This window comes from Bradyrhizobium sp. S3.7.6, from assembly GCF_054061875.1.
Window position 1 is genome coordinate 2,584,329 of the sequence record NZ_JBSSEQ010000001.1, and the last position, 25,385, is coordinate 2,609,713.

19 protein-coding genes are annotated in these 25,385 nt (G+C 65.9%); 16 read left to right on the plus strand and 3 right to left on the minus strand.

Features of this window, described 5'->3' with window-relative positions; translation table 11 throughout:
* The first annotated feature begins 112 nt into the window (after window positions 1-112).
* From mraY to ligA, 14 genes are all read left to right on the plus strand, one after another.
* The gene (gene mraY, locus ACVJ5M_RS12300; protein ID WP_014492955.1) at window positions 113-1,216 is read left to right on the plus strand and encodes a phospho-N-acetylmuramoyl-pentapeptide-transferase; all 1,104 of its coding nucleotides are present in this window, start codon (window positions 113-115) and stop codon (window positions 1,214-1,216) included.
* A 7-nt stretch (window positions 1,217-1,223) separates the two neighbouring features.
* Entirely contained in the window at window positions 1,224-2,624 is a 1,401-nt protein-coding gene (gene murD, locus ACVJ5M_RS12305) for a UDP-N-acetylmuramoyl-L-alanine--D-glutamate ligase (RefSeq protein ID WP_063981537.1), read from the plus strand.
* 234 nt (window positions 2,625-2,858) lie between these two features.
* Window positions 2,859-4,010: a putative lipid II flippase FtsW gene (gene ftsW, locus ACVJ5M_RS12310; RefSeq protein ID WP_063981538.1), complete on the plus strand. Its 1,152-nt coding sequence runs from the start codon at window positions 2,859-2,861 to the stop codon at window positions 4,008-4,010.
* 166 nt (window positions 4,011-4,176) lie between these two features.
* Window positions 4,177-5,277 carry an undecaprenyldiphospho-muramoylpentapeptide beta-N-acetylglucosaminyltransferase gene (gene murG / locus ACVJ5M_RS12315; protein ID WP_063981539.1) on the plus strand — a complete coding sequence of 367 codons (1,101 nt, stop codon included), beginning with the start codon at window positions 4,177-4,179 and terminating at the stop codon, window positions 5,275-5,277.
* 120 nt (window positions 5,278-5,397) lie between these two features.
* Window positions 5,398-6,801, plus strand: a complete 1,404-nt coding sequence (gene murC, locus ACVJ5M_RS12320) for a UDP-N-acetylmuramate--L-alanine ligase (RefSeq protein WP_063986144.1) — start codon at window positions 5,398-5,400, stop codon at window positions 6,799-6,801.
* Between the two features lie 154 nt (window positions 6,802-6,955).
* Entirely contained in the window at window positions 6,956-7,876 is a 921-nt protein-coding gene (gene murB, locus ACVJ5M_RS12325) for a UDP-N-acetylmuramate dehydrogenase (RefSeq protein ID WP_063981540.1), read from the plus strand.
* 22 nt (window positions 7,877-7,898) lie between these two features.
* Window positions 7,899-8,885 carry a D-alanine--D-alanine ligase family protein gene (locus ACVJ5M_RS12330; protein WP_063981541.1) on the plus strand — a complete coding sequence of 329 codons (987 nt, stop codon included), beginning with the start codon at window positions 7,899-7,901 and terminating at the stop codon, window positions 8,883-8,885.
* Between the two features lie 350 nt (window positions 8,886-9,235).
* Complete coding sequence (locus ACVJ5M_RS12335; protein ID WP_063981542.1) at window positions 9,236-10,264, plus strand: cell division protein FtsQ/DivIB; 1,029 nt, start codon at window positions 9,236-9,238, stop codon at window positions 10,262-10,264.
* Entirely contained in the window at window positions 10,261-11,583 is a 1,323-nt protein-coding gene (gene ftsA / locus ACVJ5M_RS12340) for a cell division protein FtsA (protein WP_063981543.1), read from the plus strand. Before ACVJ5M_RS12335 ends, ftsA begins: the two co-directional genes overlap by 4 nt.
* Window positions 11,584-11,670: 87 nt before the next feature.
* Window positions 11,671-13,467 (plus strand): cell division protein FtsZ, encoded by a 1,797-nt coding sequence (ftsZ, locus tag ACVJ5M_RS12345; protein WP_063981544.1) that lies wholly within the window; start codon window positions 11,671-11,673, stop codon window positions 13,465-13,467.
* A 364-nt stretch (window positions 13,468-13,831) separates the two neighbouring features.
* Window positions 13,832-14,794: a UDP-3-O-acyl-N-acetylglucosamine deacetylase gene (gene lpxC, locus ACVJ5M_RS12350; protein ID WP_063981545.1), complete on the plus strand. Its 963-nt coding sequence runs from the start codon at window positions 13,832-13,834 to the stop codon at window positions 14,792-14,794.
* Between the two features lie 262 nt (window positions 14,795-15,056).
* Window positions 15,057-15,944 (plus strand): outer membrane protein assembly factor BamD, encoded by an 888-nt coding sequence (locus tag ACVJ5M_RS12355; protein WP_028147628.1) that lies wholly within the window; start codon window positions 15,057-15,059, stop codon window positions 15,942-15,944.
* A gap of 23 nt (window positions 15,945-15,967) precedes the next feature.
* Window positions 15,968-17,638, plus strand: coding sequence for a DNA repair protein RecN (recN, locus tag ACVJ5M_RS12360; protein WP_354099553.1), 1,671 nt, complete (start codon window positions 15,968-15,970; stop codon window positions 17,636-17,638).
* A gap of 154 nt (window positions 17,639-17,792) precedes the next feature.
* Window positions 17,793-19,946, plus strand: a complete 2,154-nt coding sequence (gene ligA / locus ACVJ5M_RS12365; RefSeq protein WP_063981547.1) for an NAD-dependent DNA ligase LigA — start codon at window positions 17,793-17,795, stop codon at window positions 19,944-19,946.
* Between the two features lie 162 nt (window positions 19,947-20,108).
* On the opposite strand, the gene ACVJ5M_RS12370 is transcribed toward ligA, so the two are convergent.
* Both ACVJ5M_RS12370 and ACVJ5M_RS12375 read right to left on the minus strand, forming a co-directional pair.
* Window positions 20,109-21,389 (minus strand): multidrug effflux MFS transporter, encoded by a 1,281-nt coding sequence (locus ACVJ5M_RS12370; RefSeq protein ID WP_063981548.1) that lies wholly within the window; start codon window positions 21,387-21,389, stop codon window positions 20,109-20,111.
* 335 nt (window positions 21,390-21,724) lie between these two features.
* Window positions 21,725-23,554 carry an aminopeptidase P family protein gene (locus ACVJ5M_RS12375; protein ID WP_063981549.1) on the minus strand — a complete coding sequence of 610 codons (1,830 nt, stop codon included), beginning with the start codon at window positions 23,552-23,554 and terminating at the stop codon, window positions 21,725-21,727.
* Window positions 23,555-23,739: 185 nt separating this feature from the next.
* Here ACVJ5M_RS12375 and ACVJ5M_RS12380 point away from each other — a divergent pair, with 185 nt between their 5' ends.
* Entirely contained in the window at window positions 23,740-23,919 is a 180-nt protein-coding gene (locus ACVJ5M_RS12380) for a hypothetical protein (RefSeq protein ID WP_028147633.1), read from the plus strand.
* An 84-nt stretch (window positions 23,920-24,003) separates the two neighbouring features.
* On the opposite strand, the gene ACVJ5M_RS12385 is transcribed toward ACVJ5M_RS12380, so the two are convergent.
* Window positions 24,004-24,891: a 50S ribosomal protein L11 methyltransferase gene (locus ACVJ5M_RS12385; protein WP_063981550.1), complete on the minus strand. Its 888-nt coding sequence runs from the start codon at window positions 24,889-24,891 to the stop codon at window positions 24,004-24,006.
* A 163-nt stretch (window positions 24,892-25,054) separates the two neighbouring features.
* On the opposite strand from ACVJ5M_RS12385, the gene ACVJ5M_RS12390 reads away from it, so the two are divergent.
* Window positions 25,055-25,210 carry a Flp family type IVb pilin gene (locus tag ACVJ5M_RS12390; RefSeq protein ID WP_094183922.1) on the plus strand — a complete coding sequence of 52 codons (156 nt, stop codon included), beginning with the start codon at window positions 25,055-25,057 and terminating at the stop codon, window positions 25,208-25,210.
* Window positions 25,211-25,385: the final 175 nt, after the last annotated feature.

Below are 25,385 nucleotides of genomic sequence, written 5' to 3' on the forward strand. Positions count from 1 at the left end.
CGTCCGTTTTCCCAGAGGTCGCCCGACCCCATGAAGAAGACCCGCGAATGCGCGTGAGGCAAGTCAAGGCCAACACCAGGGCCGCGTGCAAAGGCGCCATAGGACCGTCTGAATGTTTTACTGGCTGATCGAGCTCTCCAACACATTTCCCGGCTTCGGTGCCGTTCGCACCTTCCTGAACGTCTTCCGCTACATCACCTTCCGCACCGGCGGCGCCGTCGTCACCGGCGCGCTGTTCGTGTTCCTGTTCGGGCCCTGGATCATCGACCATCTGCGCATCCGTCAGGGCAAGGGCCAGCCGATCCGGACCGACGGTCCGCAATCGCATCTCGCCAAGAAAGGCACGCCCACCATGGGCGGGCTGATGATCCTGTCCGGTCTCACGGTCGGCACCGTGCTGTGGGCCAATCCGCTCAACCCCTATGTCTGGATCGTGCTGGCGGTGACGCTCGGCTTCGGCTTCGTCGGCTTCTATGACGATTACCTCAAGGTGACCAAGCAGACCACGACGGGCTTCGGCAGCAAGCTGCGCCTGCTGATCGAGGCCGCCATCGCGCTGGTCGCCTGCTATGCGCTGGTGCGATTGAACCGCGATCCCGCGTCGACCGCGCTGACGATTCCCTTCCTCAAGGACACCGTGCTGCATTTCGGCTGGTTCTTCGTCGTGTTCGGCGCCTTCGTCATCGTCGGCGCCGGCAATGCGGTGAACCTCACCGACGGTCTCGACGGCCTCGCCATCGTGCCCGTGATGATCGCGACCGCGAGCTTTGCGATGATCGCCTATCTCGCCGGCAACGCGGTGTTCGCCGACTATCTCCAGATCAAATATGTCGCGGGAACCGGCGAACTCGCGGTGCTCTGCGGCGCGCTGCTGGGCGCCGGTCTTGGGTTCCTCTGGTTCAACGCGCCGCCGGCCTCGATCTTCATGGGCGACACCGGCTCGCTCGCGCTCGGCGGCATGCTCGGCGCAATCGCGGTCGCGGTGAAGCACGAGATCGTGCTCGCGGTGATCGGCGGCCTGTTCGTGCTGGAAGCGGTTTCCGTCATCGTGCAGGTGGTGTCGTTCAAGCTCACCGGCAAACGCATCTTCCGGATGGCGCCGATCCATCACCATTTCGAGCAGCTCGGCTGGACCGAACCGCAGATCGTGATCCGCTTCTGGATCATCTCGGTGATGCTGGCGCTCGCCGGTCTGTCGACGCTGAAGCTGCGGTGATCGATCGATGATCCCGGTCACATCCTTCGCCGGCAAGACGGTCGCGGTGTTCGGCCTCGGCGGCTCGGGGCTTGCGTCCTGTCACGCGTTGAAAGCGGGCGGCGCCGAGGTGATTGCCGCCGACGACAATGCCGAGAACGTCGCCAAGGCCGCGCAAGCGGGTTTCATCACCGCCGATTTGCGCAATGTCTCCTGGGCGAATTTCGCGGCGCTGGTGCTCGCGCCCGGCGTGCCGCTCACCCATCCCGTGCCGCACTGGAGCGTGCTGAAGGCGCGCGAGGCGGGCGTCGAGGTGATCGGCGATATCGAGCTGTTCTGCCGCGAGCGTCGCCGTCACGCGCCCAACGCGCCGTTCGTCGCGATCACCGGCACCAACGGCAAGTCGACCACGACCGCGCTGATTGCGCATCTCACAAAGGTCGCCGGCTACGACACCCAGATGGGCGGCAATATCGGCACCGCGATCCTGTCGCTGGAACCGCCGCGCACGGGCCGCGTCCACGTCATCGAGATGTCGTCCTACCAGATCGACCTCACGCCCTCGCTCGATCCCTCCGTCGGTATCCTGCTCAATGTAAGCGAGGACCACATCGACCGTCACGGCACCCTCGCGCATTACGCTGCGGTGAAGGAGCGCCTTGTCGCCGGCGTGCAGGCAGGCGGCACCGCGATCGTCGGCGTCGACGATGGCTTCTGCCGCGACATCGCCGACCGGCTCGACCGCGCCGGCAAGAACGTGGTGCGGATCTCCGTCAAGAACCCGCTGGCCTCCGGAATCCATGTCGAGCACGGCACCATCGTGCGCACCGCGGGCGGCGCGAGGAGCGAGGTCGCAAAGCTCGGCGGCATCGGCTCGCTGCGCGGCCAGCACAACGCGCAGAACGCGGCCTGCGCCGCCGCCGCCGCGCTCGCGATGGGCATCAGCCTCGATGTGCTGCAGAACGGCCTGCGCAGCTTTCCGGGCCTCGCGCATCGCATGGAGCAGGTCGGCCGCCGCGGCAACGTGCTGTTCGTCAACGACTCCAAGGGCACCAATGCGGATGCCACCGCGCATGCGCTGTCGTCCTTTTCGGAAATCTTCTGGATCGCCGGCGGCAAGCCCAAGGCCGGCGGCATCACTGGCCTGACCGGCTTCTTCCCGCGCATCCGCAAGGCCTATCTGATCGGCGAGGCCGCGCAGGAGTTTTCGGGAACGCTGGGCACGCAGGTGGCGCACGAGATCAGCCAGACGCTGGACATCGCCGTCGAGCACGCCGCGCGCGATGCCGAAGCCTCGGGCCTCGCGGATGCAGTGGTGCTGCTGTCACCCGCCTGCGCGTCCTTCGACCAGTACCGCAATTTCGAGATCCGCGGCACCAAGTTCCGCGAGCTGGTACAGGCGCTGCCGGGTGTGAAGCCGGTGGTGTAGGGCGCGGCTACTCCTTGCTCCGCTGTCGTCGCCCGGCTTGACCGGGCGACCCAGTATCCAGAGGCCGTGCTTGAGCCGAGGGGCCGCGGCGTACTGGATGCCCCGGTCAAGCCGGGGCATGACCACCATTTGTGGTCGCGTTGTGCGCTATCTCCAAAGTTATCGATCTCCTTAACCCCCCGGTAACCAACCTCGGCGACCAATGGACCGACCTCTGTCCGAAAGCGGCCGCCCATGCTCTCCCGTGAAGAACGCACCCCCTTTTCCGAGTGGTGGTGGACCGTCGACAAGCCGCTGATGGGCGCCATCCTGGCGCTGATGCTCACCGGCGTGATCCTGTCGCTGGCGGCGAGCCCGCCGGTTGCGACCCGCATCGGGCTCGATCCCTTCCACTTCTTCAGCCGGCACGTGATGTTCCTGGCGCCGTCCTGCCTGGTGCTGCTCGGGGTGTCCTTCCTGACGCCGCGCGCGATCCGCCGCTCGGCCCTGATCATCTTCGCGGCCAGCATCATCCTGATCGTGCTGACGCTCGCGATCGGCCCCGAAGTGAAGGGATCGCGGCGCTGGATCACGCTGCTCGGCGTCAACATCCAGGCCTCCGAAGTTGCAAAGCCGTCGTTCGTCGTCATCGCCGCCTGGCTGTTCGCGGAATCGACCAGGCGGCCGGAGATGCCGGCGACCTCGATGGCGCTGGTGCTGCTCTTGATGCTGGTCTCGCTGCTGGTGATGGAGCCCGACTTCGGCCAGACCATGCTGATCCTGATGGTGTGGGGCTCGCTGTTCTTCATCGCGGGCATGCGCATGATCTGGGTGTTCGGCCTGGCGGGCGCCGCCGCGGCCGGTCTGTTCAGCGCTTATCTGTTCGTCCCGCACGTCGCCGGCCGCATCAAGCGTTTCATGAATCCTGCTTCCGGCGACACCTTCCAGGTCGATACCGCCATGGAAGCCTTCTACAACGGCGGATGGTTCGGGCTCGGGCCCGGCGAGGGCATCGCCAAGCGCAGCCTGCCGGACAGTCACACCGACTTCGTGTTCGCGGTTGCCGCCGAGGAGTTCGGCATCATCCTGTGCCTTGCGATGCTGGCGCTGTTCGCTTTCGTCGTGATCCGCACGCTGTCGCGCGCCTACGCCAATGAGGACATGTTCTCGCGCTTTGCGGCGTCCGGCCTTGCGATCCTGTTCGGCGTGCAGGCCGCGATCAACATGTCGGTCAACCTCCAGCTCATCCCCGCCAAGGGCATGACGCTGCCCTTCATCTCCTATGGTGGCTCCTCGATCGTGTCGCTGGCCTATGGTGTCGGCATGATGCTGGCGCTGACGCGGCTGCGCCCGCGCACCGAAGTCGAGGCAAGCGGCCACGCCGAGGCGATGCGCAGTTACGCGTGACCCTCTCGTGTCCCGGACAAGCGTAGCGAAGCGGAGCGCAGAGCCGGGACCCAGAATGCCGCGCCCATGGGCCCCGGTTCGGCGGCGCGCTGCGCTGCGCCCGGGGGCGCGAGCACGGTGTCGCTACGCTCGCAATGACGGCGGAGGGCTTGTAAAAGGGGCACCCATGGACACTTCCCCCCTGATTCTTCTCGCCGCGGGCGGCACCGGCGGCCATTTGTTTCCGGCCGAGGCGCTCGGCGTCGAGCTGATCCGGCGCGGCTTTCGCGTCCGCCTCGTCACGGACGAGCGTGCCCTGCGCTATAGCGGGCTGTTCAGCAAGGACATGATCGACGTCGTCTCGAGCGAGACCGCGCGTGGCCGCAATCCATTGCAGCTCGCCTATGCCGGCCTCACGCTCGCCGCCGGCACGCTGTCCGCCTACGGCCTGATCAGGCGATTGAAGCCCGTCGCCGTCGTCGGCTTCGGCGGCTACCCGACGCTGCCGCCGCTGGTCGCTGCAAAGTTTGCGGGCGTGCCCAGCATCATCCACGACGCCAATGCGGTGCTCGGCCGCGCCAACCGGTTCCTGGCGAGCCGCGTCCGCGCCATCGCGACGTCGTTGCCCGGCGTGCTCGACCGCGATCCGGCGCTGGCAGGCAAGACCACGACCGTGGGCACGCCGATGCGTCCGGCGATCCTCGCCGCAGCCGCCGTGCCATATGTCGCGCCTGAAGCGAACGGACCGCTGCGCCTGCTCGTCGTCGGCGGCAGCCAGGGTGCGCGCATTATGGCCGACGTCGTCCCCGGTGCGATCGAGCGCCTTGAGCCTGCGCTATGGAGCCGGCTCGTCCTGACCCAGCAGGTGCGCGACGAAGACATGGCGCGCGTGCGCGCGGTCTACGACAAGCTCAAGATCAATGCCGAGCTCGCGCCGTTCTTCACCGATCTGCCGGCGCGGCTCGCCTCCAACTATCTGGTGGTGTCGCGTTCAGGCGCCGGCACGGTCGCCGAACTCGCCGCGATCGGACGGCCCTCGATCCTGGTGCCGCTACCCGGCTCGATCGACCAGGACCAGTTCGCCAATGCCGGCGTGCTGGCCAAGGTCGACGGCGCGATCCGTATCCCGCAGACCGAGTTTACCTCCGACCGGCTCGCCGCCGAGATCTCCGCCTTCGCCGCCGAGCCCGCGCGTCTTGCCTCCATGGCCGCAGCCGCGAAGAGGGCGGGGCGGCTCGATGCGGCCGAACGGTTGGCCGATCTGGTGGTCAAAGTCGCGGGAATCTGACGCGAAAAAGCCCTTGTCTTGGCCTTCCAAAGCGGGGCATCCAGTAACAACGGCGCGGCTGATTTGGCCGTGACCTTCGCCAGATGCCGCCTTTCCGGCGGCGAGGTCAGGGAACAGAGCATGAGACTGCCGCGCGAGATCGGACCCATCCACTTCGTCGGGATCGGCGGGATCGGCATGAGCGGCATCGCCGAGGTGCTGGTCAATCTCGGCTATGTCGTGCAGGGCTCGGACGCCTCCGACAATTACAATCTCGACCGTCTGCGCAAGGCGGGCGCGAAGGTCTCGGTCGGCCACAAGGCCGAGAATGTCGACGGCGCTGCGGTCGTCGTCGTGTCCACCGCGATCAAGCGCGACAATCCGGAATTGATGGCGGCGCGCGAACGGCGCATTCCCGTGGTGCGCCGCGCCGAGATGCTGGCCGAGCTGATGCGGCTGAAGAGCTGCGTCGCGATTGCCGGCACCCATGGCAAGACCACCACGACCACGATGGTCGCAACGCTGCTCGATGCCGGCGGCCTCGATCCCACCGTGATCAATGGCGGCATCATCAATGCCTATGGCTCGAATGCGCGCCTCGGCGCCGGCGACTGGATGGTGGTCGAAGCGGACGAGAGCGATGGCACGTTCCTGAAGTTGCCGACCGATGTTGCGATCGTCACCAATGTCGACCCCGAGCATCTCGATCACTTCAAGACCTTCGAGGCGGTGCAGGACGCGTTCCGGCATTTCGTCGAGAACCTGCCGTTCTACGGCTTCGCCGTGATGTGCATCGACCATCCCGTCGTGCAGAGCCTCGTCGGCAAGATCGAGGATCGCCGCATCATCACCTACGGCGAGAATCCGCAGGCCGATGTGCGGTTGCTTGACCTCACTCCGATGGGGGGTGGCTCGAAGTTCAAGGTCGCGTTCCGCGATCGCAAGACCGGCGCCGTGCACGAGATCGCCGATCTCATGTTGCCGATGCCGGGACGCCACAACGCCTCGAACGCGACGGCCGCGATTGCGGTCGCGCGCGAGCTCGGCGTGTCGGACGAGGCGATCCGCAAGGCGATCGCAGGCTTCGGCGGCGTCAAGCGCCGCTTCACCAAGACCGGCGAGTGGAACGGTGTCACGGTGATCGACGATTACGGTCATCACCCCGTCGAGATCGCGGCAGTGCTGAAGGCGGCGCGGGAATCCAGCAACGGCAAGATCGTCGCCGTGGTGCAGCCGCATCGCTACACTCGCCTGCAATCGCTGTTCGAGGAATTCTGCACCTGCTTCAACGATGCGGATGCGGTGATCGTCGCCGACGTCTACGCCGCCGGCGAGACGCCGATCGACGGCATCGACCGCGACCATTTCGTCGCCGGCCTGCGCGCCCATGGCCACCGCGAGGTGATCGGCCTGCCGGCAGCGCCGGAGCTCGCAGGTATCGTCAAGGGCCTGGCGAAGCCGGGCGATCTCGTCGTGTGCCTTGGCGCCGGCAACATTACGCAATGGGCGTATGCGCTGCCCAACGAATTGAAGGCGTTGGGGTAGGCGCTCTCATGAGAGTCTCACAGACCGCCACACGGCACACTGCGCTCCCTCCCCCCTTGCGGGGGAGGGTTGGGGAGAGGGGTAAGCCCCGGGCGCTGGCGGACAACGTCACACGGCGCAATCTCAATCCAGCTCGCATGTCGGTCAGCGCACCATGAGCTTCCCGGACATCACGCCCGAACTCAAAGCCGCAATGCCGCAACTTCGCGGACGACTGCTCGCCAACCAGTCGCTCGCCGAGCTCACCTGGTTTCGCGTCGGTGGTCCCGCGCAGGTGCTGTTCACGCCGGCGGACGAGGACGATCTCGCTTACTTCCTCGCGCATCTTGCGTCCGACATTCCCGTCTATGTCGTCGGCGTCGGCTCCAACCTGATCGTGCGCGACGGTGGCATCGCGGGCGTGGTGATTCGGCTGGCGCCGCGCGCCTTTGGCGAGGCGAGCGCGAGCGGCGATGTCGTCACCGCTGGAACTGCCGCGCTCGACAAGCGCGTGGCGGAAGTGGCGGCCTCCGCCAATATCGGCGGGCTCGAATTCTATTTCGGCATTCCCGGCACCATCGGCGGTGCGCTGCGCATGAATGCGGGCGCCAATGGCGGCGAGACCAAGGACGTGTTGATCGAGGCGACCGGCGTTGCGAGGGACGGCAGCAAGCACGTGTTCTCGAACGCCGACATGAAGTTCGTCTACCGCAACAGCGGCGTCGACCCCTCCATCATCTTCACCTCCGCGCGCTTTCGCGGCGAGATCAGGGATACTGATACGATCCGCGCGCGCATGGCGGAGGTGCAGACCCACCGCGAGACCGCGCAGCCGATCCGCGAAAAGACCGGCGGCTCGACCTTCAAGAACCCGCCCGGCCATTCCGCCTGGAAGCTGGTCGACGCCGCCGGCTGCCGCGGCCTGCGCGTCGGCGGCGCGCAGGTCTCGGAGATGCACTGCAATTTCCTGATCAACACGGGCGATGCCACCGCGCACGACATCGAGACGCTGGGCGAGACCGTGCGCGAACGCGTGAAGGCAAACTCCGGAATTGAGCTACATTGGGAAATCAAGCGGATTGGAATTCCCGACTAACCTGGACAGGCGACGAGAGAACATGCGCATCACCATCCTCTTCGGCGGCTCCAACCGGGAGCGTCTGGTTTCGGTCGCCTCAGCCCAGGCGCTACATCAGGCGCTGCCCGAGGCCGATCTCTGGTGGTGGGACGTCGAGGACAAGGTGCATGTCGTGCAGTCGAAGCAACTGCTCGAACACGCCCGTCCGTTCGAGGACGAGTTCAAGCCCGGCACATCAGGCATTCCGCTGGGGCAGGCGCTCGACCAGGCCAAGACGGACGGCCGCGTGCTGGTGCTCGGCCTGCATGGCGGACGCGCGGAGAACGGCGAATTGCAGGTGATGTGCGAGGCGCGCGGCGTGCCTTTCACCGGATCGGGCTCGGCCTCCTCGCATCTCGCCTTCGACAAGATCGCGGCCAAGCATTTCGCCGCGCTCGGCGGCGTGACGCCGCCGGCCAACGTCGCGCTGGACAAGATCGACGAGGCCTTCACCGAATACGGCCGGCTGATCGCAAAGCCGGCGCGCGACGGCTCGAGCTATGGCCTGATCTTCGTCAACGCCAGGCAGGATCTCGTCGCCGTCCGCAATGCGGCGAAGCACGAAGACTATGTGATCGAGCCCTACATCGCGGGCGTCGAGGCAACCTGCGGCGTGCTGGAGCGCACCGACGGCTCGATCATGTCGCTGCCGCCGATCGAGATCATTCCGGGCGAGGGCAATTTCGACTACGCCGCAAAATATCTCCTGAAGTCGACCCAGGAGATCTGCCCCGGCCGTTTTGCGCCCGAGATCACCGCCGCGCTGAAGGAGCAGGCGATGCTGGCGCATCGCGCGATGTCCTGCACCGGCTATTCCCGCTCGGACTTCATCGTCTCCGACAGGGGCCTGATCTATCTCGAGACCAACACGCTGCCCGGGTTGACCAAGTCCTCGCTCTACCCCAAGGCGCTGAAAGCCGAAGGCATCGAGTTCGTCGACTTCCTGCGCGGCCTGGTCGAGCTCGCCGGGCGGGGCGTGAGAAAATAATTAGGACTGGTTAACGGCCGAACCGGCGAAATGGCCGGTTTTGGAACCCAAAACCGGTAAAATGCCGGACATCGCGGCATAAATGCCTCACATGCCTGGGCAAAACGCATCCCGCGTTAACGAAGTTTACCTTTTGTTTACCAGGACGTCCGAAGGTTAACGCTGGCGGCGCATATGACGCTTTGGCTGCCGGCGCGTGGGCTGTTGCGGGTGATGTCACCTCCAGCGAACGCTTTGAAGGGGAGAGGTTTTCTTCTTCTGAAGACCAGCACCCGGCCCGGCAAGTCCGAGACGTCATGTTCGCCAGGACCCGCGCGATGTCGCGGGCTAACTGTTGACGAGCTCGTGCAATGGATGGTGCAGGAAGCCTCACTCGGTCGTTTCTGAGATCGCTGAGGCCCCAAGCTGACCTGAAGGCGGCCGCTATCGGAGCGGTCGTGCTTCTGCGCGAGTGGGTACAGGATAAGCGCGACCAGAAGCGCGCTGTCGCCCAGAACAAGATCAGGTCCAAGACCAAGGCCAAGCCCGTCGTCGAGCGCGAGCCGCCGCCGCGCGTGGTCGCGCTGGTCGAGCGCTATGCGCCGCGCCGGATCGGGATCACCATGACCGTTCTGCTGCTGGTCGGAAGCTGCGGCTTCGGCATTGTCAGGGGCGGCCACCTCCAGGATTTCATCGCCGCAGTCAGCGACACCCGCAACGCGCTGGCCAATTCCGCGGGCTTCCGCATCACCTCCGTCGTGATCAACGGCCGCAAGCAGCTCAGCCAGGACGAGATCCTCGCGGTCGGCGGGGTCAGCGGCCGCTCCTCGCTGCTGTTCCTCGACGCCGACGTCGTGCGCGACAAGCTCAAGGCCAATCCCTGGATTGCGGATGCGACCGTGCTGAAGCTCTATCCGGGCCGGCTCATGATCGACATCACCGAGCGCCAGGCATTCGCGCTGTGGCAGGAGGCCGGCCGGCTCTCCGTCATCGCCGATGACGGCGCGGTGCTCGAGCCTTACGTCTCGCGCCGGTTCCTGTCGCTGCCGCTCGTGGTCGGCAAGGGCGCCGACACCCAGGCGCGCGATTTCCTGGCGCTGCTGGCGCGCTATCCGCAGATCAATTCGGTGACCAAGGCCGCGATCTATGTCGGCGAGCGGCGCTGGAATCTGAGGCTCAAGGATGGCCTCGACATCCGTCTGCCCGAGCAGGACGTCGGCAACGCCCTCGCGATGCTGTCCAGGCTCGACAAGGAGGACAAGCTGTTCTCCCGCGACATCGTCGCCGTCGACATGCGCCTGCCCGATCGCCTGGTGGTGCAGCTGTCCGACGACGCCGCCAAGGCGCGCGAGGACCTGTTCAAGGACAAGAAGAAAAAGAAGGCCGGGGACGCCGCATGACCGGTCTTGATCGCACCCAGACCCCGAAGACGCGCCCGATGCCGCACAAGCGCGGCGGCATCGTCGCCTGCCTCGATATCGGCACCAGCAAGATCGCCTGCATGATTGCGCGGCTGAGGCCGTCGGCGCCGAGCGAAGCCCTGCGCGACCGTACCCACGCGGTGGAGCTGATCGGTTACAGCCAGATCCAGTCGCGCGGCATGAAGGCCGGCGCAGTGGTCGATCTCGCCGAATGTGAGCAGGCGGTGCGCCAGGCCGTCGGGCTGGCGGAGAAAATGGCCAAGGTGCGGGTCGAGTCCGTGCTGCTGTCGGTCTCGGGCGGGCGCCTCTCCGGCCAGCTGGTCGAAGCCGCGGCCGACATCCGCGGTGGCGCCGTGACGCCGGCCGATGTCAGCCGCGTCACCTCCACCGGCATGCGCCACGCCACCGGCGAGGGCCGGACCGTGCTGCACGCGCTGCCGGTCGGCTACACGCTCGACGGCGTCAAGGGCATCCGCGATCCCCGCGGCATGGTCGCCCATCAGTTCGGTGTCGACATGAACGTCGTCACCTGCGAGGCCACCGTTGCCCGTAATCTGATGCTGGCGGTGGAGCGCTGCCACATCAATGTCGAAGCCATGGCGGCGAGCCCCTATGTGGCCGGCCTGTCGGTGCTGACCGACGACGAAGCCGATCTCGGCGCCGCCGTCGTCGAGATGGGCGCGGGCACCACCACCATCGCGGTCTATTCCGGCGGCCGCTTCGTGCATGCGGCGGGCTTTGCGGTCGGCGGGCAACACATCACGATGGATCTCGCGCGCGGACTCTCCGCGACCATTGCCGATGCCGAGCGAATCAAGACGTTATATGGGACCGTCATCACCGGCGGATCGGACTCGCGTGAGCTGATGTCTGTACCGACAGCCGGTGACGAGCAGGATCTGCCGCAGATCGTCTCCCGCGCGACCATCGCCAACATCGTCAAGCACCGTGCCGAGGAAGTCTTCGAAATGGTTCGGGACAAGCTGAAGGATTCGCCCTTCGCCTCAGAGCCCAACGGCCGCGTCGTGCTCTCCGGCGGCGCCTCGCAGCTCACCGGACTCGTCGAACTCGGCACACAGATTCTCGGCCGGCCCGTGCGGGTCGGACGTCCGCTCGGTTTCGGCCGGCTGCCCAACGAGGCGAAGAACGCCGCGTTCGCGGTGCCGGCCGGGCTCCTCGTCTACCCGCAATATGTTCATCACGAGCATGTCGAACCGCGGCATACGCGGCAGCAGGTCAAGACAGGGACGGGCGGTTATTTTGGAAAGGTCGGACGATGGCTACGCGAGGGCTTCTGATGAACCGGTTCCGCAACCTTCGCATTTCACCAACTCCCGCGGCCGCCGGCCGGGGCGAACCCACGCGCGCGTGATCGAGAGGCAAACATGACCATCAGCATCAATGTTCCTGATATTCACGAATTGAAGCCCCGGATCACCGTGTTCGGCGTCGGCGGCGCCGGTGGCAACGCCGTCAACAACATGATCACGGCGGGCCTCCAGGGCGTCGACTTCGTGGTCGCCAACACCGACGCGCAGGCGCTGACGATGTCGAAGGCGCAGCGCATCGTGCAGATGGGCACCGCGGTCACGCAAGGCCTCGGCGCGGGTTCGCAGCCGAACGTCGGCGCGGCGGCGGCGGAAGAGGTGATCGACGAACTGCGCGACCATCTCTCGGGCGCCAACATGGTGTTCGTCACCGCCGGCATGGGCGGCGGCACCGGCACCGGCGCTGCACCCGTCATCGCCAAGACCGCGCGCGACATGGGCATCCTCACCGTCGGCGTCGTGACCAAGCCGTTCCACTTCGAGGGCGGCCGCCGCATGCGCACCGCCGAGGCCGGCATCAACGAGCTGCACAAGGTCGTCGACACGCTCCTGATCATCCCGAACCAGAACCTGTTCCGGGTCGCCAACGAGAAGACCACCTTCGCCGACGCCTTCGCGATGGCCGACCAGGTGCTTTACTCCGGCGTTGCCTGCATCACCGACCTGATGGTCAAGGAAGGTCTGATCAACCTCGACTTCGCCGACGTTCGCGCCGTCATGCGCGAGATGGGCAAGGCGATGATGGGTACGGGCGAAGCTTCCGGTGACAAGCGCGCGCTGACCGCCGCTGAAGCCGCGATCGCCAACCCGCTGATCGACGATAGCTCGATGAAGGGCGCCAAGGGCCTCCTCATCTCGATCACCGGCGGCAAGGACCTCACCTTGTTCGAGGTTGACGAAGCCGCGACCCGCATCCGCGAGGAAGTCGATCAGGACGCCAACATCATCGTCGGCGCGACCTTCGACGAAGCGCTCGACGGCCTGATCCGCGTCTCGGTCGTCGCCACCGGCATCGAGCAGGCAACGATCGCCCGCAACACCCAGGCCACCAGCGCCCCGGTCGCGAACGCGGCGCCGCAGCAGATTCAACAGGTGCAGCAGGCTCCCGCTGCTCCGGCCGCCGCTGCCGAGAGCCGTCTCGCCGATCTGACCGCGCGTCTGCGCGCCGACAATCAGCGCATGGCCGAGCGCGCCCAGAAGCTGGAAGCCCAGATCCCGGCCGCCGCCCCGACCGCGCCGCGTCAGAATGTCGAGCGCGCCGCGCTTGCCGCCATCGCGGCTGCCGTTGCCGAGGTCCCGCAGGCGCCCGCGCCGATGCAGACCTATGGCGACGTCACGGTACGCCCGATCGCGCAGAAGCCGACGCTGTTTCCGGAGCCTGACATGGCCCCGGTCGCGATGCAGGAGCCGATGACGCCGGAAACCTTCATCCCGCCGCAGGCCGAGCGTGGGCCGGTCCGTGCACCGCGGATGCCGCGTATCGACGAACTGCCGATGCCGGCCCAGGCCGAGCTTCGCCAGGCCCGCGGCGAGGTTGAAGAAGAGACCCCGCAGAAGACCCGCCTGTCGTTGCTCCAGCGCCTCGCCAATGTCGGCCTCGGCCGCCGCGACGAGGAGAGTGAGGCGCCGGTCGCAGCCCGCACCGCCGGTCCCGCGATGCCGCCGCTGCCCGATCGCCGGCCCCAGAAGAGCGTGGCGCAGCAGATCGCGGCGAGCGAGCCGGTATCGGAGTATGCCCGCCGTCCTGCGCCTCAGGGCCTGGACATGCATGGCCGCCCGGCGCCTGTTGCGCCGGCGCCACAGGGTGACGACCATCTTGATATCCCGGCCTTCCTGAGGCGTCAGGCGACCTGAGGATTGTTACAATAAGGCCGACGAAAAAAGGTCCCGGCGGGAAGCTTGCCGGGACCTTTCCTTTGGTCCCGTGCATGCCCGGATTGCGGGATCAAACAACTGATTTTAAATCATTAATTACGCATTTGGTGGTTCAGTAAAACTGCCGATAACGGTCCCAAACTCCGGCGCAATTTGGTTAAGCCTTGGCGCGAATACGGCAGGTTTGGGGTAACAATCGGTAAAAAAGCGTGAGTTGGCGCTGTTTGAGGCTGTGACTATGGTTTGCCGTGACTTGGGGATACGGAGATTCGCAACCGTCGGCACTGGCCGGCCAAGCGGGCCTAGTATAAGTCGCAGTGGGTCGTAGTGGGGCGGATTCCTGATGAAATTTAGCCGGCAAACAACGCTTCGTGCGCAAGCCACCGTGGCCGGCGTTGGCGTTCATTCCGGGCTTCCCGTCACTCTCACGCTGGGGCCTGCGCCCGTCGATGCGGGGTTTGTTTTTGTCCGCACCGGCCTCGAGGGAAGTGACCGTGAGATTCAGGCGACCGCCGACCAGGTGATCGCGACCGACTTCGCCACCGTCCTCGGCGATCGTGACGGCCCGTTGGTTTCCACCGCCGAGCATGTGCTTGCCGCGCTGCGGGGCATGGGCGTCGACAACGCCACCATCGAGATCGACGGCCCTGAAGTGCCGATCATGGACGGCAGCGCCGCGGCCTTCATTGCCGCGATCGACCAGGCCGGCATCGTCAGCCAGCCGGCACAGCGCCGCTTCATTCAGGTCTTGAAGCCGATCTCGGCCAAGGTCGGTGACTCCTTCGGCGAGATCCGGCCCTACGCCAACGGGTTCCGCGTTGATATCGAGATCGACTTCACCAATCCCGTCATCGGCCAGCAGAGCTACGGCTTCGATCTGAGCCCGGAGCGCTTCCGCCGCGAAGTCGGCCGCGCCCGGACTTTCGGCCTGATGTGCGACGTCGCCCGGCTCTGGAGCGCGGGTTACGCACTCGGCGCCTCCTTCGACAATACCGTCGTGTTCGACGACGAGCGGCTGCTCAACACCGAGGGCCTGCGCTACGCCGACGAATGCGCCCGCCACAAGGTGCTGGACGTGATCGGCGACCTCGCGCTGGCCGGCCTGCCGCTGCTTGGCGCCTACCGCTCGGTGCGTGGCGGTCACAAGCTCAACCACGCTGTCCTGACCGCGCTGCTCGCCGACCGTACCGCCTGGCGGGTGGTCGAGGGCGAGGCCGTCCGCCGCACCACGCGTCCCGTGGGCGAAGTCGGTCGCGGCATCGTCGGCGGCCGGATCGCCGCGGCCTACGGGCCGGACGTGTCCTGACGAGACCTGTCGCCACTGGCGTTCTGTTGCCGCCTGCGTTTGGCGGCAGCTTTCCCCGGGAAACTCCTGGTAACGATGATCGGCTAGGATTGCGGCGCGTTCGCCTTAATCCGGGCGAAATGCCTGCCTATCCGGTTGGTTCGAGATCGTTTTTCGGTTACACGGCGTGGTCGCATGGCAGGCGCCACGGCTACATTTCGCGCCCATGACGGGGTTCATGGGCTGGCGGACACCGCATCACAGGGCGTCAGGGCTTAAATTCATGTCGGCACAGCGTATGACGCGCGGATATCTCTCGGTCTCGCCTGGAGTTCGCGGGCTGCTTCAAGCCGCCACCTTCGTGGTGCTCGCGCTGCCGCTGGCCGGCTGCGGCACCGGCGCGCTCTGGGACAAGTTCACCGCCAAGGACGACACCTTCACCGAGGAGCCCGCCGACAAGATCTATAATGAGGGCCTGTACCTCATGAACGAGAAGAAGGACATGAAGGGGGCGAACAAGAAGTTCGAAGAGGTCGACCGCCAGCATCCTTATTCCGACTGGGCCCGCAAATCGCTGCTGATGTCGGCCTATGCCTCCTACCAGGGCGGCGACTATGACGGCTGCATCGGCGCCGCGACCCGCTACGTCACGCTGCATCCCGGCAGCCCGGACGCGGCCTATGCACAGTACCTGATCGCCGCCTCCCACTATGACCAGATCCCGGACATCAGCCGCGACCAGGCCCGCACCGAGAAGGCGATCGCCGCGCTGGAAGAGGTGAACCGCAAATATCCGAACTCGGAATATGCGACCTCGGCCAAGGCCAAGATCGAGGGTGCGCGCGACCAGCTCGCCGGCAAGGAAATGAATGTCGGCCGCTATTACATGCAGAAGCGCGACTACACGGCGGCGATCAACCGCTACAAGGCCGTCGTCACGCAGTACCAGACCACCCGCCATGTCGAGGAGGCTCTGTTCCGGCTCACCGAGGCCTATATGACGATCGGCATCGTCGCCGAGGCGCAGACCGCAGCCGCGGTGCTTGGCCACAATTTTCCTGACAGCCGCTGGTACAAGGACGCCTATAATCTTGTAAAATCCGGGGGTCTCGAGCCGAGCGAGAATCAGGGTTCCTGGATGAGCAGGGCCTTCAAGAAGATAGGCCTATAGTCTCGGCTAGGAAATTTGATTCCATGCTGGCGCGTCTGTCGATCCGTGACATCGTCCTGATCGAGCGGCTCGATATCGAATTCGCCACCGGACTTGCGGTTTTGACCGGTGAGACCGGTGCGGGCAAATCCATCCTGCTCGATGCCTTTGCACTGGCGCTCGGCGGCCGCGGCGACGCCGGGCTCGTGCGCCATGGCGCGGAGCAGGGGCAGGTCACCGCCGTCTTCGATATCCCCAAAAATCACCCCGCGACGAAGATTCTGGCCGAGAACGGCCTGGATGATACCGGCGAGATGATTCTCCGCCGGGTGCAACTCGCCGACGGCCGCACCCGCGCTTTCATCAACGACCAGTCGATTAGCGTGCAGACGCTGAAGGCGGTCGGTGGCGCCCTGGTCGAGATCCACGGCCAGCATGACGAGCGTGCGCTGGTCGATGCTGCCACCCACCGTCGCCTGCTCGACGCCTTCGCAGGTCTCGAAAAGGACGTCACCGCGGTCGAAGCGCTCTGGGACGCGCGCCGTACGGCCAGCGCCGCGCTGGAAGAGCACCGCGCCGCCATGGAGCGCGCCGCGCGCGAGGCCGATTATCTGCGCCACGCCTCTGACGAGCTGAAGCAGCTCGCGCCCAAGGAAGGCGAGGAGACCTCGCTCGCCGGTCGCCGCACCACCATGATGCAGGGCGAGAAGATCGCCTCCGATTTGCGGGAGGCGCAGGAAGCCGTCGGCGGCAATCATTCGCCGGTCGCCTCCCTGTCGGCCGCCGTGCGCCGGCTGGAGCGGCGCGGTGTCAACTCGCCGGCGCTGGTCGAGCCCGCCGTGAAGGCGATCGACGTCGCGATCAACGCGCTGGAGGAAGCCGACCAGCATCTCCTGGCCGCGCTCGCCGCGACCGACTTCGATCCGGGTGAGCTCGAGCGCATCGAGGAGCGGCTGTTCGCGCTACGCGCCGCCTCGCGCAAATATTCGACGCCGGTCGATGGCCTCGCTGCACTTGCCGCCAAATACGCTGCCGATGTCGTCCTGATCAATGCCGGTGCTTCGCGGTTGAAGAAGCTGGAGCAGGCGGCGATCGAGGCCGACGCGCGCTATGCCGCTGCCGCCAAGAAATTGTCGATGGCGCGGCAGAAGTCGGCGGACAAGCTCAACAAGGCGGTCAACGCCGAGCTCGCACCGCTCAAGCTCGAACGCGCCAAGTTCATGACGCAGGTCGAGACCGATGAGGCCGCGCCGGGCCCGCAGGGTTTCGACCGCGTCGAGTTCTGGGTGCAGACCAATCCCGGCACCAAGCCGGGTCCGATGATGAAGGTCGCTTCCGGCGGCGAGCTCTCGCGCTTCCTGCTGGCGCTCAAGGTCGTGCTGTCCGACCGTGGCTCGGCGCCGACGCTGGTGTTCGACGAAATCGACACCGGGGTCGGCGGTGCGGTCGCGGACGCCATCGGTGGGCGGCTCGCGCGGCTTGCCGGCAAGGTGCAGGTGATGGCCGTGACCCACGCCCCGCAGGTCGCCGCCCGTGCCGGCCAGCATCTGCTGATCTCCAAGGACGCCCTCGACAAGGGCAAGCGCGTCGCCACCCGCGTCAATGCGCTGGCCGCCGACCACCGCCGCGAGGAGATCGCCCGCATGCTCGCCGGCGCCGAGATCACGGCCGAGGCGAGGGCGGCCGCCGATCGGCTGCTCAAGGCGGCGAGTTAGACTTTGTGTCCCGGATGCGCGTAGCGCGAGCCGGGACACGGAATGCCGCCACACAGGCCCCGGCTCTGCAGCGCACGGCTCCGCGCTGCGCAGCGTCCGGGGCACGAGACCAACCGCCTTTACCCTCCCGCCCGCTCCGTCGTATCCAAGCACCATGGCAAGAGCAGCAAAATCCAAAGCAAGGCCGCTTCGCGACGTCGCCGACCTCACCAAGGCGCAGGCCAAGGTCGAGCACATGCGGCTCGCACTCGAACTCGAAGAGCACGACAGGCGCTACTATCAAGACGACGCGCCCACCGTGACCGACGCCGAGTACGACGAGTTGCGCCAGCGCTTCAACGCGATCGAAAAGCGCTTTCCGGATTTCGTCAGCGCGGAGTCGCCGTCCCAGAAAGTCGGCGCGGCACCGTCGGGTCGCTTCAGGAAAGTCCGGCATTCCGTTCCGATGCTGTCGCTCGACAACGCGTTTGCCGAAGAGGACGTCCGCGACTTCGTCGGCCGCATCGTGCGCTTCCTGAAGCTCGACGACGACAAGGTCGATTTCTCGGCCGAGCCGAAGATCGACGGCCTCTCGATGTCGCTGCGCTACGAGGGCGGCGAGCTCGTCACCGCGGCGACCCGCGGTGATGGCGCCGAAGGCGAGGACGTCACCGCCAACATCCGCACCCTCGAAGACGTGCCGCAGAAGCTGAAAGGCCGCAACGTCCCTGACATCTGCGAGGTGCGCGGCGAGGTCTACATGACCAAGAGGGCCTTCCTGACACTCAACAAGAAGCAGGTCGAGGCCGGCGAGGCGCCGTTCGCCAATCCGCGCAATTCGGCCGCAGGCTCGCTCCGGCAGAAGGACCCGACCATCACCGCCTCGCGCCCCCTGGGCTTCTTCGCCTATGCCTGGGGCGAGATGAGCGCGATGCCGGAGGGTACGCAGAGCGGCATGATCGGCTGGTTCGAGCGCTGCGGCTTCAAGACCAATCCGTTGACCAGGCTCTGTCATTCCGTTGAGGAGCTGCTCGCGTTCCATCATTCGATCGAGGAGCAGCGCGCAAAACTCGATTACGACATCGACGGCGTCGTCTACAAGGTCGACCGCATCGACTGGCAGGAACGGCTCGGCTTCGTCTCACGCACGCCGCGCTGGGGCATCGCGCACAAATTCCCGGCCGAGCGCGCCGTGACGGTGCTGCGCGACATCGAGATCCAGGTCGGCCGCACCGGCTCGTTCACGCCGGTCGGCAAGCTCGAACCGGTCGGCGTCGGCGGCGTGATCGTGCAGAACGTCACCCTGCACAACGAGGACTACATCAAGGGCATCGGCAACAAGGGTGAGGTGCTGCGCGAGGGGCGCGACATCAGGATCGGCGACACCGTCGTGATCCAGCGTGCCGGCGACGTCATCCCGCAGGTGGTCGACGTCGTCCTCGACAAGCGGCCGAAGACGGCCAAGGAATTCCATTTCCCGACGAAGTGCCCGTGCCCGCTGCACACCGACGTCACGCGCGAGGAAACGGCGGCCGGTGAAGAGGGCTCGCGCGCCCGCTGCACCGGCGAGTTCGCCTGTCCCTATCAGAAGATCGAGCACCTCAAACTGTTCGTGTCGCGGCGCGCCTTCGACATCGACGGTCTTGGCGAGAAGCAGCTCCAGTATTTCTTCGACGAGGAATGGGTGAAGGAGCCCGCCGACATCTTCACGCTGGAGAAGCGCAACGCGAAGCTGAAGCTCGAGGAGATCGAGGGCTACGGCGAAACGTCGGTGCGCAACCTGTTCGGCGCCATCGAGAGCCGGCGCAGAATCGCGCTGGAGCGCTTCGTCTTTGCGCTCGGGATGCGTCATGTCGGCGAGACCACGGCGCTGGCGCTCGCACGCGGCTATGGCTCGTGGGACGCTTTCCACGACGCCTGCCTCAAGGTCGCCAAGGGCGACGAGGAGGCGATGGCCGAGATGGACGCGCTGGACCAGATCGGCGACACCGTGATCAAGAGCATCGCCGACTATTTCGGCGAGAGCCACAATCGCGGCATCGTCGAACGGCTGACCAAGGAAGTCGAGATCATCGACGCCGAGAAGCCGAAGAGCAACTCCGCCGTCGCCGGCAAGACGGTGGTGTTCACGGGATCGCTGGAGAAGATGACGCGCGACGAAGCCAAGGCGACCGCGGAGCGTCTGGGGGCGAAGGTGTCAGGCTCGGTGTCGAAGAAGACCGATCTCGTCGTCGCCGGTCCCGGTGCGGGCTCCAAGCTCGCGGAAGCCAACAAGCACGGCGTCAAGGTGTTGACCGAGGACGAGTGGCTGACGCTGATCGGGGAGTGAGAGGGGCGCGCTCGTGCCACTCACTCCGCTGTCGTCGCCCGGCTTGACCGGGCGATCCAGTACTCCGAGACGGCTGTGATAGAACCGATGGGCCGCGGTGTACTGGATTCCCCGCTATCGCGGGGAATGACACCGAGATTGGTGCGAGGCCAATCGCCCCTCTCACATCATCCCCGTCTCTTCCTCTTCCGCCTGCTCGATCAACTCCTCGCTCACCACCACCTCGCGGCGAGGAACGACGAAGATCATCATGCAGGCGCAGAGCAGCGAGATCGCCAGCACCGCGGAGGTCAGCGGCAGCGTGGTGGCGGAGTGGCCGCCGAGATAGGCGCCGAATTGCGACATCAGCGCGCCGATGCCCTGCTGGAGGAAGCCCATCGCGCCTGATGCGGTGCCGGCGGCTTCAGGGCGGATGCTGATGGCGCCGGCGGCGGAGTTCGCCATCACGAAGGCATTGCCGACCATCACGATCATCTGCGTGCCGAATAGCCAGCTCGGAGCCTCGTTCCAGCCGGTGAAGCTCCAGAGCAGGTTCAACAGGCTGCCGCAGAGTTGCAGGCCGAGCCCGAACCAGATCAGCTTTTCCAGCGAGTGTCGCGGCGCGAAGCGCACGCAGAGCAGATTGCCGACGAGATATGCAAAACCTGTTGTCGCGAACCAGGCGCCATATTCGGCGCTGGTCCGGCCCATCTGCGTCACCACGATGTAGGGGCCGCCGCCGGCGAAGGTGAAGATAATCTGGGACGCCAGCACCTGGCACATCACGTAGCCGATGAAGGCGCGGCTCTTGATCAGGGTGCCGACGTCGCTGCGAAAGCCGCCGCTGCCGACCGCGCGATCGCGGCGGGTCTCGGGCAACGCGATCGCGATGCCGATTGCGACCGCGATCGCGGCGAAGGTGACGGCGTAGAAAATGGCCCGCCAGCCGAATGCGGTCTCGATCAGGCCGCCGGTGAGCGGTGAGACCATCTGGCCGATCATGAGCGCTGCGATTACGAGGCTGATCATGGAGGCGACGCGGTCGCGCTCGTAGATATCGCGGATGATGGCGCGGCTCACCACCATGCCGGAGGCGCCGCCGAGCGCCTGGAAGAAGCGCGCTGCGATCAGTTGCGGCAGGGTTTCGGCGAAGATGCAGGCGATGCTCGCCGCGACCATCAGCGCGAGGCCGCCAAGCAGCACCGGACGCCGGCCGAACCTGTCCGACAGCGGTCCCATGATGAGCTGCGACAGTGCGATGCCGACCATGTACAGGGACACCGTCATCTGCGCGATCGAGATGTCGCGGCCGAACGTCGTCGCCAGCACGGGCAGCGCCGGAACCAGGATATAGAGCGAGATCGGCGCGATCCCGGTCATGACGACCAGCAGCAGCAACACCACGCGCGAGGTCGCGATGTTTTTCGTCGCCGCGTCCGGCGGCCTGCTGATCATGCCGTGCATAGTCGTCCGTCTTTCGAAGTCGAATCGACTGTAGCGTGCTCACGCAAGACGGATATCGGCGTTTCGGAATGCGGCTATTCGGATTTCGGGACGGTTGTGATAACAGCGTGTGGAGACCGTTATCCTACGGGTGCGTGTGCTGAGATGTTGTGCGGTCGTGCCACATCTTCGGTGTCATTCCCCGCGAAGGCGGGGAATCCAGTATTCCAGAGGCCGTAGTGATTGAATCGAGAGGCTGCGGCGTACTGGATGCCCCGCCTTCGCGGGGCATGACAGCGAGTGTGAGGTGAGAGCGTTGCGCAAATCGCGTAGCGCCATGCATCTCCGGCGCGAGCTTACGCCTTCAGCTCGGCCGTCGCCTGATCGAGCCAGGCCTTCGTCGCTTCGTCCAGTGCCGGCCGCACCTCGGCGCGGACGCGCGCGTGGTAGGCATTGAGCCAGTCGAGCTCGTCCTTGCCCAGCATCGCGACATCGATCAGCCGGCGGTCGATCGGTGCCAGGGTCAGCGTCTCGAACGCGTTCATCGGTTTTTCCGCGCCCTCGATGTCGGCGGCGACCACCAGCTCGAGGTTCTCGATGCGGATGCCGAAGCCGTCGGTCTTGTAATAGCCGGGCTCGTTGGAGAGGATCATGCCGCGCTTCAGCGGCGTCGTGCCGAGCTTCGAGATCCGCGCGGGTCCTTCGTGCACACTGAGATAGCTGCCGACGCCGTGGCCGGTGCCGTGCTCGAAATCGACGCCGGCGGCCCAGAGATATTGCCGCGCCAGCGTGTCGAGCTGCGCGCCGGTGGTGCCGTCGGGAAACACCGCGCGCGCGATCGCGATGTGGCCGCGGAGCACGCGGGTGAAGCGGTCGCGCATCTCGCCGGTCGGCTCGCCCACGGCCATCGTGCGGGTGACGTCGGTGGTGCCGTCTTCATATTGCGCACCGGAATCGATCAGCAGCAGATCGCCCGGCGCGATGCGCCGGTTGCTCTTGCGGGTGACGCGGTAGTGCACGATGGCGCCGTTCGGACCGGTGCCTGATATGGTCGGGAACGAGACGTCCTTCAGCGCGCCGGTGTCGCGGCGGAACGTCTCGAGCGCCTCGACCGCGTCGATCTCGGTCAGCTTGCCGCTTGATGCCTCGCGATCGACGAAGGCGAGGAAGCGCGCCAGCGCCACGGCATCGCGGCGGTGCGCCGTCCGTGTGCCCTTGATCTCGGTCGCGTTCTTGACGGCCTTGAGCAGCGCAATCGGATCGCTGCCGCGCACCGGCTTGCCGCCGGCGCTTGCGATCAGCCGGCTGAGCGCGTCGGCCGCGGTGGCATTGTCGAGTGCGATCGCGGCGCCGCTCTTGGCGAGCGCCATCAGCGTCGGTGCCATCGCATCGGGCTCGCGCACGTCGGCGGACTGCTCCAGATGGTCGCGGGTCAAATTGGAGAGTTTTCGGTGGTCGATGAATACGGTCGGCCGGCCGTCCTTCGGCACCAGCGCGTAGGACAGCGGCAAAGGAGTATGGGCGACGTCGGCGCCGCGGATGTTGAAGGTCCAAGCCACGGCGTGGCTGTCGGAGAGCACCAGCGCGTCGACGCCGAGCTTGGCGATCTCGCTTTTGATTTGCGTGATCTTCTCGGCCTCGGCGACCCCGGCATTTTGCAGGCTGTGCACGGCGACCGGGGCCAGCGGCGGCTGCGGCCGGTCCTGCCAGATCGCGTCGACCGGGTTGCTGTCGACCGCGACCAGCTCGGCGCCGGCCTTGGCGCAGGCGGCGGCGAGGCGCTCGGCTGCCGAAGAAGTGTGCAGCCACGGATCAAATCCGAGGCGGTCGCCGGCTTTCAGGTGCGTCGATACCCAGCTCTCCGGCGGCGGATCGATCAGCGATTCCACCGCCCAGGCCTTTGCGTCGACCTGCTTGGCCGCCTGGATCGTGTAGCGGCCGTCGACGAAGATCGCGGCCTCATGCGTCAGCACCACCGCCAATCCTGCGGAACCGGTAAAGCCGGTCAGCCAGGCCAGCCGCTCTTCCGAGGGGGGCACATATTCGTTCTGCTGCTGATCGGCGCGCGGAACGACGAAGCCGGTCAGCTTGCGGCGGGCGAGTTCTTCACGGAGCGCGGCCAGGCGCGCCGTCAATGCGACGCCGGCCTCGGGCTCCTCGAATGTCTGGAAGTGTGCTTCGAACATGGCTCAGTTTAGGATCATGCCGATCAGTCCGCAATGTAGACGCATTTGGGGTCGCATCTGGCACGGACCGTGCTTGAAAATGGTCCATTCGAATTGAGTGGAGTAGAGGATGCAGCAGTTGCGCTTCGTCCGGATAACAGGGAAATTCGAGCGGGTGGTTCATCTCAACGGCGAGGGGACACACGATGCCAGCGTTCATGTTTGAGAAGATTTCGCCGCCGGCCCACCGCGCCCCGGCTGCAACGACACCGAAGAAGCCGCGCGGCCTCATCAGCCAGATGATCGACCGTTTCGCCGAGCGCCGCGCCAGGCGTGCCTTGCAGGGTAAGCGCGCGACACGTCGGGACGAGAAGCCGGCGGAGTAGGGCGGTGTCGTAGGGGGCACCGCCGTCGCTCTTCGAGCTATGGCGGACAAGCCGCTTTGCCCACCCTACGGCGCCTACGCTGCCTTACCCCATCTTCCGCAGCAACAAACTGCTCCACCCCTCGATCCGCACGTGCCGCAGCGGCACGAGGCCGCGTGCGCGGTAGGCGGCGATCACGGCGGGGGCCTGGTGGGTCAAGAGGCCCGAGAGGATGACGCGCGCGCCGGGCACGAGGTGCCGCGCCATCGGGCCGGCCAATTGCCTTAACGGATTGGCAAGGATGTTGGCCAGGACCAGGTCGAACGGGCCGCATCTGGCAAAGTCCGGTGCGGCAAATCCGGTCGCGCGGATCACCCGCACCTGGTTGCCGACGTGGTTCAGCGTCGCGTTCTCGGCCGCCACCCGCACCGATGGCGGGTCGATGTCGGAGGCGAGCACCGCGCGATGCAGCGCCTTCGCGGCGGCGATGCCCAGCACGCCGGTGCCGGTGCCGAGGTCGAGCAGATTCCTCGGCCGGGAACTCTTCAGGACGTGGTCAAGCAACAGTAAACAGCCGCGGGTGGTGCCGTGGTGGCCGGTGCCGAAGGCGAGCGCTGCCTCGATCTCGATGGCAAGCTTGTTCGGCGCGACGTGGTCGCGGTCGTGGCTGCCGTGCACGACGAAGCGCCCGGCCGGCACCGGGATGAGATCTTCGAGGCTCGCCTTGACCCAATCCTTGGCTTCGACAATGTCGAAGATGAGCGTTTCGGCGATCTCGTTTCCTGCCGAAGTTACAATGAGTTCCCGCAGCCATGCCTGATCGGGCGTCTCGGCGAAATGGAGCGTGACGTCCCACTGTCCGTCCGGCCGCTCAAAGGCGGCGACCGCCGCGTCGCCGTCAAAAAAGACCTCCGTGAGCACGTCGACGACGCGCTTGGCCGCGGCCTCGGTGCCGATCGAAAAGCAGGCGCGATGAGTGGGAGAAAGCTGCATTCTAGGGTTCCGTCAGTTCAATTTTTGGGACTTTTGTTCCCAATTTTCCGCATAACTTGCAGGTTCCGATTTAACCTGACTGCAGGTTGTACCCCGTACATTTCCGGGTGTTGGAATCGCCCAACGCATCTTGGAATTGAAACGGAGGCGAGTCTTGAAGAGCATGGTTTTGAAGTTCTGGTCGGACGAATCCGGTGCAACCGCGATCGAATACGGCCTGATCGCAGCGGGCATCGCGCTGGCGATCATCACCGTGGTGAACAGCCTGGGCACCAGCTTGAACGACAAGTTCGGTTCGATTAGCAGTTCCTTGAAGTAATTTCCGCCTCCCATTTCCTGGCGGGGGCTGTTTTTCTTTAGAGGCTGTTACCTGACGATCGCCCGCACGGGGAGTTGCCCCCGGCGGGCGAGGTCGTTTTGGGGGCACCGGAATGCCCACAGGCCCTCCACCCGTTTCCCCAAAGTTGTCCACGGCTTTATCCCGCCACTCATCC